This window comes from Variovorax sp. FG153, from assembly GCF_057809595.1.
Window position 1 is genome coordinate 148,322 of record NZ_JBMDKG010000004.1, and the last position, 12,744, is coordinate 161,065.

Genomic DNA, 12,744 nt, shown 5'->3' on the forward strand with positions numbered 1-12,744 from the left:
TGAAGCGCCGGAGCCATTCCGGCGGTTTCCCCAGCCCCATGGCCACCGGCGACCTCTACATCGGACTGATGTCGGGCACCTCGCTCGATGGCGTGGACGGCGTGCTCGCCGACTTCTCCGACGGCGGGATCGCGGTCACCGGCTACGCCAGCGCCACCTTCCCGGTCGGCCTGCGCGGCGAGCTGATGGCCCTCAACACCCCGGGCGACAACGAACTGCATCGCGCGGCGCTCGCCGGCAACGGGCTGGCTCGCGTCTACGCGGGCGTGGTCCGGCAACTGCTGGCCGATGCCGGCCTCGAGCCCGGCGCGGTGCGCGCCGTCGGCGTGCATGGCCAGACCGTGCGCCACCGGCCCGGCGAATTCGACGAGGTCGGCTACACGCTGCAGCTCAACAACCCTTCGCTGCTGGCCGAGCTCTGCGGCATCGACGTGGTGGCCGACTTCCGAAGCCGCGACCTCGCGGCCGGCGGCCAGGGCGCCCCGCTGGTGCCGGCCTTCCACCGGGCGCTGTTCGCCGGACCCGGCGAGCCGATCGCGGTGCTGAACCTCGGCGGCATCTCGAACCTGAGCCTGCTGCCGGCCAGCGATGCACCCGAGGGCGCGGTGGTGCTGGGCTTCGACTGCGGCCCGGGCAACGCGCTGATGGACCACTGGTGCCAGCGCTACCACGGCCAGCCCTTCGACCTCGACGGCCAGTGGGCCGCGAGCGGCCAGGTGCTGCCCGAGCTGCTCGCGCGGCTGCAGGGCGAGCCCTTCTTCGCCAAGGCCCCGCCCAAGAGCACCGGGCGCGACCTGTTCAATCCCGAATGGCTGGCCGCGCACGTGGGCACCGGCGCGGCCGATGCGCCGGTCGACGTGCAGGCCACGCTCGCAGAGCTGACCGCCAGCACCTGCGCCGCCGACCTGCTGCGCTACGGAAAAGAGAGCAAGCTGCTGATCGTCTGCGGCGGCGGTGCGCTCAACGGCCACCTGCTGTCGCGGCTGCGCGCCCTGCTGCCGGGCATCGCCGTGGTGGCCTCGAACGAACGCGGCCTGCCGCCGCAACAGGTGGAGGCGGCCGCCTTCGCCTGGCTGGCGCGCGCCACGGTGCGGCGCGAGAGCGGCAACCTCGCCAGCGTGACCGGCGCCCGCGGCGCCCGCGTGCTGGGCGCGATCTACCCGGCCTGACTCAGCCCTGGCCCGAGACTTCGGGCTGCGCGGGCCGCGATGCCCGCACCTCCGCCGGCAGATGCCAGAAGATGAGCGCCGAAGCCACCGTGATCAGGCCCATGCTGGCGAAGGTCGCCTGGAAGGCATCGAGCGTGCGCACCGCGGTGTCGGTGCCGAACACGCCGTTGTAGCCCGCGAGCACCGCGCCCGCGGCGGCCACGCCCATGCTCATCGCGAGCATCTGCACCATCGACAGCAGGCTGTTGCCGCTGCTGGCCATGCTGCCGTCGAGGTCCTTGAGGGTGATGGTGTTCATCGCGGTGAACTGCAGCGAATTGACCGCGCCGAAGAACAGCAGCTGCAGCACATGCAGCGCGAAGGGCTGGCCTGGCGCCGTGAGGCCGAAGCTGGCCATCGCGAGCCCCACCAGCACCGTGTTGACCACCAGCACCTTGCGGTAGCCGTGGCGCGTGATCAACGGCGTGGCGAAGCGCTTCATCGCCATGCCGGCCAGCGCCACCGGCAGCATCATCAGGCCCGCGCGCAGCGGCGAATAGCCCATCGACACCTGCAGCAGCAGCGGCACCAGGAAGGGCATGCAGCTGCTGCCCAGGCGCGAGAACAGGTTGCCGAGCAGGCCGATGCTCAGGGTCGGCACCTTGAACAGCGAGGGCGCGAACAGCGGCTCGGGCGTGCGCGCCGCGCGCAGCCAGTAGGCCACCACGCTCGCGAAGCCGAAGACCAGCACCACCATCACCCCGCCCTGGCGCAGGCCCAGCTCGGCCACGCCGTCGAGCGAGAGCGAGATCGTCACCATGCCGAAGGCCAGCAGGCCGTAGCCCACGGCGTCGAAGCGCCGCAGCGCGGCGCCGCGCAGGTCGGGCATGAAGCGCAGGGTGGCGATGCAGCCGGCCAGGCCCACCGGCACGTTGATCAGGAAGATCCAGTGCCACGAGGCGTACTGCACCAGCCAGCCGCCCAGCGTGGGCCCGAGCAGCGGGCCGATCAGGCCCGGAATCGCCACGAAGCTCATCGCCTGCAGGAATTCGCCGCGCGGCACGGTGCGCAGCAGCGCCAGCCGTCCCACCGGCAGCAGCAGGGCGCCGCCGAGCCCCTGCACCACGCGCGCGGCCACCAGTTGCCCCAGCCCGTGCGAGAGCGCGCACAGCACCGAGCCCAGCGCGAACAGCACGATGGCCGCGAAGAACACGCGCCGCGTGCCGAAGCGGTCGGCGATCCAGCCCGAGGCGGGAATCAGCATCGCCATGGTCAGCGCATAGGCCACCACCACCGACTGCATGCGCAGCGGACTCTCGCCGAGGCTGGCCGCCATCGCCGGCAGCGCCGTGTTGATGATGGTGGCGTCCAGCGTCTGCATGAAGAAGCCCACCGCCACGAGCCACAGCAGGCTCTTGCGGGCGGGGGCGACGGCGGTGTTGGCTACGGCGGTGTCGGGCGGCATGGGCGGGAATGGAGGCGCAAAGCAAAAAGCCGCCCGGAGGCGGCTTGGTGGGGGGACGGTGCGCTGCGGGCAGGCACCATCGGTAGGATCAGGCCGAGAAGCTGGAGCCGCAGCCGCAGGTGCTGGTGGCGTTCGGGTTCTTGATCACGAACTGGGCGCCCTGCAGGTCTTCCTTGTAGTCGATCTCGGCGCCGACCAGGTACTGGTAGCTCATGGCATCGATCAGCAACGACACGCCGTTCTTGGTCATCGTCGTGTCGTCTTCGTTGGTGATCTCGTCGAAGGTGAAGCCGTACTGGAAGCCCGAGCAGCCGCCGCCCTGGACGAACACGCGCAGCTTGAGGTCGGGATTGCCTTCTTCGGCGATCAGGTCGGCCACCTTGGCGGCCGCACTGTCGGTGAAGACGATCGGTTCGGGCATCTGGGTCTGGATGTTTTCGGCAACGGCGCTCATGAGGGAATACTCCTGGAGAGGGGGCCGGAACATGCGGCCAAGGGAGGGAATGCTACTGCAATGCGGGCCTCGGGGCCGGGACCGCGGGCGGTGCACCCAATGCAAGTGGGGTCGCAGCCACACGAGGGCAAGGCCGGGCCGGGAAGCAGGCCCCATGAAAAAACCGCCCGAAGGCGGTTTTCTCGGCAGGCGAAGGCTGGAGATCAGCGCTTCGAGAACTGCTTGCGGCGGCGTGCGGAGTGCAGACCGACCTTCTTACGCTCGACTTCGCGCGCGTCGCGGGTGACGAAGCCAGCCTGGCTCAGCACCGGCTTCAGGGCCGCGTCGTAGTCGATCAGCGCACGGGTGATGCCGTGGCGGGTCGCGCCGGCCTGGCCCGATTCGCCGCCGCCGTGCACGTTCACCATGACGTCGAAGGTTTCGAGGTTGTTCGTCAGCGCCAGCGGCTGCTTGGCGATCATGATCGAGGTTTCGCGGCCGAAGAACGCTTGGATGTCCTTGCCGTTGACCGTGATCTTGCCGGTGCCCTTCTTCAGGAACACGCGAGCGACGCTGGATTTGCGACGGCCGGTGCCGTTGTTCCATTCACCAATCATTCTCAAGGCTCCTTACAGTTCCAGCACTTTGGGCTGTTGGGCGGTGTGCGGATGCTCTGCACCGCCGTACACCTTGAGTTTCTTGATCATGGCGTAGCCGAGCGGGCCCTTGGGCAGCATGCCCTTGACGGCCTTCTCCAGCGCGCGGCCGGGGTGCTTCGACTGCATGTCGCGGAAGTTCGTCGCCGTGATGCCGCCCGGGTAGCCCGAGTGACGGTAGTACACCTTGTCGATGGACTTGGCGCCGGTGACGCGCAGCTGGGCTGCATTGATGATGACGATGAAGTCACCGGTATCGACGTGAGGCGTATAAATGGCCTTGTGCTTGCCGCGCAGACGGAGGGCAACTTCGCTGGCTACCCGTCCGAGGACCTTGTCGGTCGCGTCAATCACAAACCACTCGTGCTTCACGTCAGCGGGTTTTGCGCTGAACGTGGTCATGAGATTTCTCTTTTCGTAAGAGGGTTTGGCGGGCCCTTTTCCACGGTCGGTTTTCCTCTGGTGGGAATCTCTTAGGTGGTGAAATGTCTTCGCCGCGGGGCCACAAAAACGCTGCGAAGCCCGCGATTATACGAAGAATCGAGGTTGGCGGGCAATTTTCCGGATCGCCGCGGCCTCAAGCCCCCGAAACGCCCGCTCCGGGCTCAGCGCCAGACCCGCACCAGCTCCAGCGTCTCGCGCGTCATGCCGAGGTAGGCGCGGCGGTATTCGGCCTCGAAACGGACCACCCGGCCCATGTCGGGCGCGTAGGAGGCCGTCGCCTTGAAGGGCAGCGCCTGCGCGGGTCCGGTGCCCACCAGCGCGAACATCCAGCCCTCGTAGGCGATCTGCTGCACGTTCAGCGCCTCGCCGTCGACGGTCATGCGGCTCGTGCCGATCACCGTGGCATCGAGCTCGTAGCGTGCCTTCTCCCCGCTGGAGGCCGAGGTGTACTCGCTGCGCCAGCGCATGCCCGGCGTCATCGCGGGACGAGTCCAGCCTCCGGGCGGCGAGGCGGCGTCGAACAGCCCGCCGGCCGGCGAGGTCGCCGACACCAGTTGGCCATCGGCCTTCTCGACCCGCCCGCCCTGGTTGAAATAGACGTTCTCGCCCTCGATCCGGTCGACCCGATAGCGCACCGGCGTCCGCACGCCCGTGAGGCCGTCGATCAGCACGTATTCGAACACCTCGCCGAGCCGTGGCGCCCCCGGACGGCCGGCCGCGGGCGCGCCGCGGCCGTTGCCGTCGGCGCCGCTGGTGCGTGCTTCCAGCGCGGTCTTCGCGCGCGCCGGCAGCTCGGCCAGCCATTCCGCCGGCACCGCGAAATTCAGGCTGCCGCCGTCCTTGGCGGCAAAGGTCGTGATACCCAGCAGTCGGCCTTCGCTGTCGAACAGCCCGCCGCCGCTCGAGCCCGGTGCGATGGCCGCGGTGGTCTGCAGCAGGCGCTCGCCCTCTTCGCCGCGCAGGCCCGACAGGATGCCGTCGCTGAGCGTGTTCTCGAGGCCGCGCGGATTGCCGATGGCATAGACGCGCTGGCCCACGCGCGCGCTGCCCGCGGGCGCCAGCGCCACCGGCGGCGCGGTGAAGTTCGCCACCTTGACCTGGCACAGGTCGCGCTGCGGATCGGGGTACTCGAGAGTGGCGCCGTAGGCCACGTTCTCCTGGCGCACGACGAAGCTGCTGGCCTTGGCCAGCACATGGCAGTTGGTCACGAGCCGGCCGGGCGCGATCACGACCGCGCTGCCGGCGCTGAGCGGCCGGGACTGGGCGTCGAAGGTGCGGATGGCCCAGACGCTGCCCGACACCTTGGCGAACAGCACGTCGGGCTCGAGCGCCGCGGCGGGGCCGGCGGCCAGCAGTGCCGCCAGGCAGAGAACGCGAGTCCTCATGGCTTGGCGGGAAGCAGCGCGCCGAGATCGTCCATCGAAACGCGCGCGCCGACGGCGCGTGGCGCCGGTGGCGGCACGGCGGCCACCGGCGGTGTCGGTGCAGGCGCGGGTGCGGGCGCGACCTGGGGCGGTGGCGTCACCGCGATGGCCGTGGGCGGCGGCGGCACGACGGAGGGCGCCGCCAGCCTGGTCTCGCCGATGCGGGTGCCCGCCAGCGCCTGGTCGCCGGTCTGGCCGCCGCGGTCGAAGCTGCGCACCTCGCCGAACACCAGCTGCATCCAGCTCGGGTAGTTGAAGCCGGCGCCGGTGCCCGAATCGATGGCCGCGCCCAGCACGCCGCCGATCAGGATGTTGCCCACCATGCCCGTGTTGACGCGCGAAATCGCCTGCCCCGTGGCCGGCGCCAGGCCCGGCTGCGTGCATTCGATGTTCAGCAGCGCGCCCGAACGGCGCACCGAGACGCTTTCGCCCGAGCGCATCACGATACCGTTGCGGTCGTTCGTGAGCGTGCATTTGGCACCCTCGACGGTCTTTCCGGCCTCCGTCAGCGTCTCGATCTTCACGCTCTGCTGGGTGCCGTGCGTCACCGACGCACACCCCGTCAAAATGGACAAAACGCCCGCACCCACGCACAGGCCCCAGAATCTCCACCCTGCTCCACGCATTGGCGTCCCTCTTGTTAATTAATGTTTCCGGCGCGCGAGTCTAGCGATCCCGCCGGATGCATGCCTCCACCTTTTAGGTATTTCTTCTCATGTTCAGCTACCGCCACGCCTTCCATGCCGGCAATCACGCCGACGTGCTCAAGCACCTGGTGCTGATCGCCACGCTCGATCACATGCTCGAAAAGGAGACCGCGCTGACGGTGGTCGACACCCACGCGGGCGCGGGCCTGTACCGGCTCGATGGCGATTACGCGGGCACCAGCGGCGAGGCCGCCGAGGGCGTGCTGCGCCTGGTCGCCGACCCCAAGGCCACGCCCGCGCCGACTCCCGCGGCGGGCGCCCCCGCCAAGAAGGCCGCCCAGGAAGCCGAGGCCCCGCTGGCCGACGCGCTCGCACGCTACCTCGAGGTGATCCACGACTTCAATGCCAAGGGCGGCGCCCGCGTCTACCCGGGCTCGCCGTTCATCGTGCAGCACCTGCTGCGCGACCACGACCGGCTCAAGCTGTTCGAGCTGCATCCCACCGACAGCCGCACGCTCACGGCCAACATCGCGCAGCTCGAGGCCGGCCGCCAGATCGCCGTGCTGCACGAGGACGGCTTCGGCAGCGCCACCAAGTTCCTGCCGCCGCCCTCGCGGCGCGCGCTGGTGCTGATGGACCCGAGCTACGAGCTCAAGACCGACTACGGCCGGGTGCTCGACTTCATGGCCGAGGCGCTCAAGCGCTTCGCCACCGGCACCTACGCGGTCTGGTATCCGATCATTCCGCGGCCCGAGGCGCACGACCTGCCGCGCCGGCTCAAGACCATGGCCACCAAGGCCGGCAAGTCCTCGCTCAACGTCACGCTGACGGTCAAGTCGAGCAAGATCACGACCGCGCCCAGCGGCGAAACGCGCCGCCCGGGCCTGCCGGCCAGCGGCATGTTCCTGATCAATCCACCCTACACGCTCAAGCCGCTGCTCGAAGCGGCGCTGCCGCAGCTGGTGCAGAAGCTGGGGCAGGACCGCAACGCGGGCTTCACGATCGACGCCGCGGGCTGATCCGCTCAGCGCCGCCGTGCCGGCGCGCGGCGTACCGGCGCCTTGCGCGTTGCCGCAGGCCGGGCCTGCGGCGGCCGCACCGGCGCCACCTCGAGCGACGGCGCGTCGGCCTCGCCCGGCTCCGCGAGCTCGCCGTCGCAACGCATGCCCTCGCGGTCGATGACGGTCAGCGCCACCTGCTTGATGCCCAGGCTCGCGAGCCCGATGCGGTCGGCCGCGGCGCGGCTCAGGTCGATCACGCGGCCCTGGGTGTAGGGGCCGCGGTCGTTCACGCGCACCAGCACTTCCTTGCCGTTGACGAGGCTGCGCACGCACACGCGCGTGTTGAAGGGCAGGGTCTTGTGCGCGGCCGTCAGGGCGCCCATGTCGAAGCGCTCGCCGCTGGCGGTACGGCGCTGGTGGAACTGGATGCCGTACCAGGAGGCGCCGCCGCGCTCGAACACCTCCCCGCGCGGCTCGTCGCCCGGCAGGCCGTCGGCGGGAAGTTCATCGGGGCCGGTCACCGCGAGGTCGTAGCGCACCGAGGGCACGTTCGAACGCGGCTCGGCGCCGGGTGGCACGGTCATCTGGCGCGGGATCGGCGACAGGCTCTCCTGCGCCACGGTGTCCGGCGCCGCGCCGCCCTCGGTCGCCGGCGGCATGGCGCAGCCAGCGAGCGCGCAGGTGCAGGCCACGAGCGCGGCGCGAAGCGCCCCGCGCAGCGAGCCAGGCGCCCGCGCCGCCCCTCTCAATCCAGGCGCTCCAGGACAGCCAGCGTGGCCGCCGACTGGTTCATCGTGTAGAAGTGCAGCGCCGGCACGCCGCCCTCGCGCAGCCGCGCGCACAGGTCGGTCACGACATCGAGGCCGAAGGCCTTGATCGAGGCCGTGTCGTCGCCGAAGGCCTGCAGCCGCAGCCGGATCCAGCGCGGGATCTCGGCGCCGCAGGCGTCCGAGAAACGCATCAGCTGCGTCGAGCTGGTGATCGGCATGATGCCGGGCACGATCGGCGTGTCGATGCCGAGCGCGCGCGCCTCGTCGACGAAGCGGAAGTAGGCGTCGGCGCTGAAGAAGTACTGCGTGATCGCCGAATCGGCGCCGGCCTTCACCTTGGCCGCGAAGGCCTGCAGGTCGGCCTCGGGCGAACGCGCCTGCGGATGCACCTCGGGATAGCAGGCCACCTCGATGTGGAAGTCGCGGCCGGTCTCCGCGCGGATGAAGGCCACGAGGTCGCTCGCGTACTGGAACTCGCCGCCCGCGCCGTAGCCGCTGGGCAGGTCGCCGCGCAGCGCCACCAGGCGCTTCACGCCCATGGCCTTGAGCTCGGCGAGCTGCGCGCGCACCGTCTCGCGCGTGGCGCCGATGCACGAGAAATGGCTGGCCGCGTCCACGCCCTCGGACAGGATCTCCTGCACCGCGCCGAAGGTGCCCTGGTGGGTGGAGCCGCCCGCACCGTAGGTGACCGAGCAGAACTCGGGCTTGCGCGCATAGAGCTGCTGGCGCGCCGCGCGCAGCTTGACCGCGCCTTCGGGCGTCTTGGTCGGGAAGAATTCGAAACTCAGCGGAAGGCGCACCTGCGTCTCCTTAGGAACCGCCCGCGCCCGTCGCGCGCACGGCGTGAATGAAAAACTCGCGGTTGCCGTCGCCGCCGGCGATCGGGCTGTCGAACCAGCGCAGCACGCGCAGCTCGAGCGCGGCGCAGGCATCGCGCAGGCGCTTCTCGACGATCTCGTACATCGCCGCGTCGCGCACGATGCCGCCCTTGCCGACCTGGCCCGGCTGCAGTTCGAACTGCGGCTTGACCAGCATCAGCAGTTGCCCGTCGTCCGCGAGGAACTGCACCACGGCCGGCAACACCAGCGTGAGCGAGATGAAGGACAGGTCGCCGACGATCAGGTCGAAGCGCTCGGCGAAGGGCTCCTCGCCCTCTTCCCGCAGGTCGTCGGCCGAGAGAGCGCGCGCATTGACGCCTTCGATGGCGAGCACGCGCGCGTCCTCGCGCAGCTTCGCATGCAGCTGCCCGTGGCCGACATCGACGCCCACCACCCGGGCGGCGCCGCGCTGCAGCAGGCAGTCGGTGAAGCCGCCGGTCGACTGGCCCACGTCGAGGCACAGCTTGCCGGCGGCATCGACGCCGCTGGCCTCGAGCGCGCCTTCGAGCTTGAGCCCGCCGCGCGAGACATAGCGCGCCTCGGCCGCGTCGTCGAGCTCGAGCTCGGCCGACTCGGGCACCTCGTCGCGGTTCTTCGCGACCGAACGCCACGCATCGGTCGAGCCCGCATCGCGCCAGCGCATGCCGCCGGCAATGAGCCGCACGGCCTGCGAGCGCGAGGCGGCGAGGCCGCGTTCCACCAGCAACTGGTCGGCTCGCATGCGCGGCGATCAGTAGCGGTAGGTGTCCGGCTTGTAGGGGCCGTTCTTGCTCACGCCGATGTAGGCGGCCTGGGCGTCGGTCAGCTCGGTGAGCATGGCGCCGACCTTCTTCAGGTGCAGGCGCGCGACCTTCTCGTCGAGGTGCTTGGGCAGCACGTAGACCTTGCCGGCCTGGTAGGCGTCGGGCTTGGTGAACAGCTCGATCTGCGCGATGGTCTGGTTCGCGAACGACGAGGACATCACGAAGCTCGGGTGACCCGTGCCGCAGCCCAGGTTCACCAGGCGGCCCTTGGCCAGCAGGATGATCTTCTTGCCGTCGGGGAAGGTGATGTGGTCGACCTGCGGCTTGATCTCTTCCCATTCGTACTTCTCGATCGACGCGACGTCGATCTCGTTGTCGAAGTGGCCGATGTTGCAGACGATGGCCTGGTCCTTCATGGCGGCCATGTGCTCGTGGCGGATCACGTCCTTGTTGCCGGTGGTCGTCACGAAGATGTCGGCCTTGTCGGCCGCGTACTCCATCGTCACGACCTTGTAGCCTTCCATCGCGGCCTGCAGCGCGTTGATCGGGTCGATCTCGGTGACCCACACCTGCGCCGACAGCGCGCGCAGCGCCTGGGCCGAGCCCTTGCCCACGTCGCCGTAGCCGGCCACGCAGGCCACCTTGCCGGCGACCATCACGTCGGTCGCGCGCTTGATGCCGTCGACCAGCGATTCGCGGCAACCGTAGAGGTTGTCGAACTTGCTCTTGGTGACCGAGTCGTTGACGTTGATGGCGCGGAACAGCAGCGTGCCCTTGGCGCTCATCTCGTTGAGGCGGTGCACCCCGGTGGTCGTCTCTTCGGTCACGCCGATGATCTCGGCCGACTTGCGCGTGTACCAGGTCGCGTCCACGGCCAGCTTGGCCTTGATCGCGGCGAAGAGAATGCGCTCCTCCTCGCTGCCCGGGTTGGCGATCACGCCCAGGTCCTTCTCGGCGCGCTGGCCCAGGTGCATCAGCAGCGTGGCATCGCCGCCGTCGTCGAGGATCATGTTGGGGCCTTCGCCCTTCGAGTCCTTGGGACCGAAATCGAAGATGGCGTGGGTGTAGTCCCAGTAGTCCTTGAGCGACTCGCCCTTGATCGCGAACACCGGCGTGCCCGACGCGGCGATCGCGGCGGCCGCGTGGTCCTGCGTCGAGAAGATGTTGCACGAGGCCCAGCGCACCTGCGCGCCCAGGGCCTGCAGCGTCTCGATCAGCACCGCGGTCTGGATCGTCATGTGCAGCGAGCCGGTGATGCGCGCGCCCTTGAGCGGCTGGCTCTTGGCGAATTCCTCGCGGATGGCCATCAGGCCGGGCATCTCGGTTTCGGCGATGCGGATTTCCTTGCGGCCCCAGGCGGCGAGCGAGAGGTCGGCGATCGCCTGGTCGGCGGACGAAACAGGGGTGGGCTTGAGAACAGCGCTCATGTGAAGTGAACTCCAGAACTGTGTTTGAACGAGGCCACTGCGATCGGGGGAAAAGACTCACCGCGAGAACAGCGGATGAGCGTGGTTGCGATGGGTCCGAGCCTCACGCCTGGCGGCGCTGCAACGCTCCTCGGAAGCGGCGGATTGTAGACGTGCCGGACACGGGCGCCAACGGCCGGGGCTTCCCACATCACGGAACGCGAGCACGCGCCAACACCCCGCGTCATGCAGGGCTCAGAGTCGGGGCGTACAACGCGGCTTGCCTTCTTTTCCTTTTCAGCGAAAGCCCTCCGATGCCCTCATCCCGCCTGTCCGCGCCCCCGTCCCCCACCGCGCGCCGTGCGCTCTGCACGGCGGCCCTGCTCGGCCTCGCCACCTTGCCGGGCCTGTCCCTCGCACAGCAGGCTTCGGCCACGCAACCGGTGGTGCGCGTGCGCGGCACGCTGGTCTACGCCGACGCGAAGAAGCTCGTCGTCAAGGACCGCGACGGCGAGGTCGTGAGCCTTGCGCGGCCCGCGGACATGCCGCTGTCGGAGGTCTACCGCATCAAGCTGTCCGACATCAGGAAGGGCAGCTTCGTCGGCACCGCCGCGATGCCGCAGCCCGACGGCACCCAGAAGGCGCTCGAGGTGCTGGTGTTCCCCGAGGCCGCGCGCGGCAGCGGCGAGGGCCACTATCCGTGGGACCTGCAGCCGCGGAGCACCATGACCAACGCGACCGTGGCCGACCTCGCGGCCGCGCCACGCTCGGTGCGCGGCGGACAGCAGCTGCGCCTGACCTACAAGGGCGGCGAGAAGACCGTGATCGTGCCGCGCGACGTGCCGGTCGTGACCTTCCGCCCCGGCACCGAGGCGCTGCTGGTGCCGGGCGCCAAGGTGCTGGTCAATGCGCAGGAGCGCAACGGCACGCCGACCGCGCTGCGCGTGGTGGCCGGGCGCGACGGCTTCACGCCGCCGATGTAAGCCGTTGCCGCTACCCGGCGACACCGCATCGATCGCCGGCGCCGCGGCGCACACCATCCCTTCGGGAAATCCCCCAGGCAAATCCGCGGCCGCGACCGCCGCGGCAGGGTCGCCGCGGCGTATCGTGGCGGCGGACCGCGCGCGTGCGCGGCCGGTCCCGCCACCATCTTGTCCAACGTCCTCAGGAGATTCCGCACCATGGCCACTGCCAAGAAAGCCGCCGCCAAGAAGACCACTGCCAGCAGCAGCGGAAGCGCCGCGAAAAAGGCGACCCCGAGCGCGGCCGACATGCTCAACCCGCTCAAGGGCATGGCCGAGCGGCTGCAGAACCTCAACATGACCGACGGCGCGAGCAAGCTGCTCGACAGCGGCCGCAAGGACCTGCAGGCGCTGATGCAGGCCAACGAGAAGTCGTTCCAGGGCCTGCAGACCGTGGTGCAGCGCCAGACCGAGATGATCAAGAGCGCGATCACCGACTGGCAGGCGGCCGCCAAGGACATCCCCGGCAAGGACCCCAAGGAAAGCCTCGCCAAGCTCGACGCGCTCGGCCGCCAGTCGTTCCAGCGCGCGGTCGACGACATCAAGGAACTCGCCAATCTCGCGGCCAAGTCGCAGGCCGATGCCTTCGAGGTGGTGCGCCAGCGCATCCAGTCGAACGTCGACGAGGTCACGAAGATGCTGCAGCGCAAGTAGCGCGCGGCCCAGGCGCCGCGCCGGCGCACGGCGCGGCCTTCCGACGACGAACC

General features: G+C 69.8%; 14 protein-coding genes and 1 riboswitch. Of the genes, 4 read left to right on the forward strand and 10 right to left on the reverse strand.

The window, feature by feature from the left end:
• Positions 1-38: 38 nt before the first annotated feature.
• Positions 39-1,169, forward strand: a complete 1,131-nt coding sequence (locus tag ACODT0_RS07320; RefSeq protein ID WP_261211576.1) for an anhydro-N-acetylmuramic acid kinase — start codon at positions 39-41, stop codon at positions 1,167-1,169.
• 1 nt (position 1,170) lies between these two features.
• Here the strand turns inward: ACODT0_RS07320 and mdtD are convergent, their stop codons facing one another.
• From mdtD to ACODT0_RS07350, 6 genes are all read right to left on the reverse strand, one after another.
• Complete coding sequence (gene mdtD, locus ACODT0_RS07325; protein WP_296727629.1) at positions 1,171-2,613, reverse strand: multidrug transporter subunit MdtD; 1,443 nt, start codon at positions 2,611-2,613, stop codon at positions 1,171-1,173.
• A gap of 88 nt (positions 2,614-2,701) precedes the next feature.
• Positions 2,702-3,067 carry an iron-sulfur cluster insertion protein ErpA gene (gene erpA / locus ACODT0_RS07330; protein ID WP_007827949.1) on the reverse strand — a complete coding sequence of 122 codons (366 nt, stop codon included), beginning with the start codon at positions 3,065-3,067 and terminating at the stop codon, positions 2,702-2,704.
• A gap of 203 nt (positions 3,068-3,270) precedes the next feature.
• Positions 3,271-3,663 (reverse strand): 30S ribosomal protein S9, encoded by a 393-nt coding sequence (rpsI, locus tag ACODT0_RS07335; protein ID WP_057590759.1) that lies wholly within the window; start codon positions 3,661-3,663, stop codon positions 3,271-3,273.
• A 12-nt stretch (positions 3,664-3,675) separates the two neighbouring features.
• Positions 3,676-4,104 carry a 50S ribosomal protein L13 gene (rplM, locus tag ACODT0_RS07340; RefSeq protein ID WP_057590758.1) on the reverse strand — a complete coding sequence of 143 codons (429 nt, stop codon included), beginning with the start codon at positions 4,102-4,104 and terminating at the stop codon, positions 3,676-3,678.
• Between the two features lie 203 nt (positions 4,105-4,307).
• Positions 4,308-5,531, reverse strand: a complete 1,224-nt coding sequence (locus tag ACODT0_RS07345; protein ID WP_261211584.1) for a S1C family serine protease — start codon at positions 5,529-5,531, stop codon at positions 4,308-4,310.
• Positions 5,528-6,118 (reverse strand): hypothetical protein, encoded by a 591-nt coding sequence (locus ACODT0_RS07350; protein WP_489040962.1) that lies wholly within the window; start codon positions 6,116-6,118, stop codon positions 5,528-5,530. Before ACODT0_RS07350 ends, ACODT0_RS07345 begins: the two co-directional genes overlap by 4 nt.
• Before the next feature lie 167 nt (positions 6,119-6,285).
• Here ACODT0_RS07350 and ACODT0_RS07355 point away from each other — a divergent pair, with 167 nt between their 5' ends.
• Entirely contained in the window at positions 6,286-7,236 is a 951-nt protein-coding gene (locus ACODT0_RS07355; protein ID WP_489040963.1) for a 23S rRNA (adenine(2030)-N(6))-methyltransferase RlmJ, read from the forward strand.
• A gap of 5 nt (positions 7,237-7,241) precedes the next feature.
• On the opposite strand, the gene ACODT0_RS07360 is transcribed toward ACODT0_RS07355, so the two are convergent.
• The 4 genes from ACODT0_RS07360 to ahcY form a co-directional block, all read right to left on the reverse strand.
• The gene (locus tag ACODT0_RS07360; RefSeq protein WP_261211588.1) at positions 7,242-7,877 is read right to left on the reverse strand and encodes a septal ring lytic transglycosylase RlpA family protein; all 636 of its coding nucleotides are present in this window, start codon (positions 7,875-7,877) and stop codon (positions 7,242-7,244) included.
• Between the two features lie 86 nt (positions 7,878-7,963).
• The gene (metF, locus tag ACODT0_RS07365; RefSeq protein ID WP_057590756.1) at positions 7,964-8,788 is read right to left on the reverse strand and encodes a methylenetetrahydrofolate reductase [NAD(P)H]; all 825 of its coding nucleotides are present in this window, start codon (positions 8,786-8,788) and stop codon (positions 7,964-7,966) included.
• A gap of 10 nt (positions 8,789-8,798) precedes the next feature.
• A complete protein-coding gene (locus ACODT0_RS07370; RefSeq protein WP_489040964.1) occupies positions 8,799-9,587 on the reverse strand; it encodes a TlyA family RNA methyltransferase in 789 nt (262 codons plus the stop codon).
• A 9-nt stretch (positions 9,588-9,596) separates the two neighbouring features.
• The gene (ahcY, locus tag ACODT0_RS07375; protein WP_489040965.1) at positions 9,597-11,036 is read right to left on the reverse strand and encodes an adenosylhomocysteinase; all 1,440 of its coding nucleotides are present in this window, start codon (positions 11,034-11,036) and stop codon (positions 9,597-9,599) included.
• Between the two features lie 70 nt (positions 11,037-11,106).
• Positions 11,107-11,174, reverse strand: a riboswitch (S-adenosyl-L-homocysteine riboswitch).
• 155 nt (positions 11,175-11,329) lie between these two features.
• Between ahcY and ACODT0_RS07380 the strand changes: the two genes are divergently transcribed.
• Both ACODT0_RS07380 and phaP read left to right on the forward strand, forming a co-directional pair.
• The gene (locus ACODT0_RS07380) at positions 11,330-11,998 is read left to right on the forward strand and encodes a hypothetical protein (protein ID WP_261211591.1); all 669 of its coding nucleotides are present in this window, start codon (positions 11,330-11,332) and stop codon (positions 11,996-11,998) included.
• A 198-nt stretch (positions 11,999-12,196) separates the two neighbouring features.
• Positions 12,197-12,691, forward strand: coding sequence for a TIGR01841 family phasin (phaP, locus tag ACODT0_RS07385; protein WP_057590752.1), 495 nt, complete (start codon positions 12,197-12,199; stop codon positions 12,689-12,691).
• The last annotated feature ends 53 nt before the right edge of the window (positions 12,692-12,744 follow it).

Coding starts and splice junctions, on each gene's coding strand:
- ahcY (WP_489040965.1), bottom strand. CDS start 11,036: ATGAGCGCTGTTCTCAAGCCCACCCCTGTTTCGTCCGCCGACCAGGCG.
- rpsI (WP_057590759.1), bottom strand. CDS start 3,663: ATGATTGGTGAATGGAACAACGGCACCGGCCGTCGCAAATCCAGCGTC.
- ACODT0_RS07360 (WP_261211588.1), bottom strand. CDS start 7,877: ATGCCGCCGGCGACCGAGGGCGGCGCGGCGCCGGACACCGTGGCGCAG.
- rplM (WP_057590758.1), bottom strand. CDS start 4,104: ATGACCACGTTCAGCGCAAAACCCGCTGACGTGAAGCACGAGTGGTTT.
- ACODT0_RS07355 (WP_489040963.1), top strand. CDS start 6,286: ATGTTCAGCTACCGCCACGCCTTCCATGCCGGCAATCACGCCGACGTG.
- mdtD (WP_296727629.1), bottom strand. CDS start 2,613: ATGCCGCCCGACACCGCCGTAGCCAACACCGCCGTCGCCCCCGCCCGC.
- ACODT0_RS07370 (WP_489040964.1), bottom strand. CDS start 9,587: ATGCGAGCCGACCAGTTGCTGGTGGAACGCGGCCTCGCCGCCTCGCGC.
- erpA (WP_007827949.1), bottom strand. CDS start 3,067: ATGAGCGCCGTTGCCGAAAACATCCAGACCCAGATGCCCGAACCGATC.
- phaP (WP_057590752.1), top strand. CDS start 12,197: ATGGCCACTGCCAAGAAAGCCGCCGCCAAGAAGACCACTGCCAGCAGC.
- ACODT0_RS07345 (WP_261211584.1), bottom strand. CDS start 5,531: ATGAGGACTCGCGTTCTCTGCCTGGCGGCACTGCTGGCCGCCGGCCCC.
- ACODT0_RS07320 (WP_261211576.1), top strand. CDS start 39: ATGGCCACCGGCGACCTCTACATCGGACTGATGTCGGGCACCTCGCTC.
- ACODT0_RS07380 (WP_261211591.1), top strand. CDS start 11,330: ATGCCCTCATCCCGCCTGTCCGCGCCCCCGTCCCCCACCGCGCGCCGT.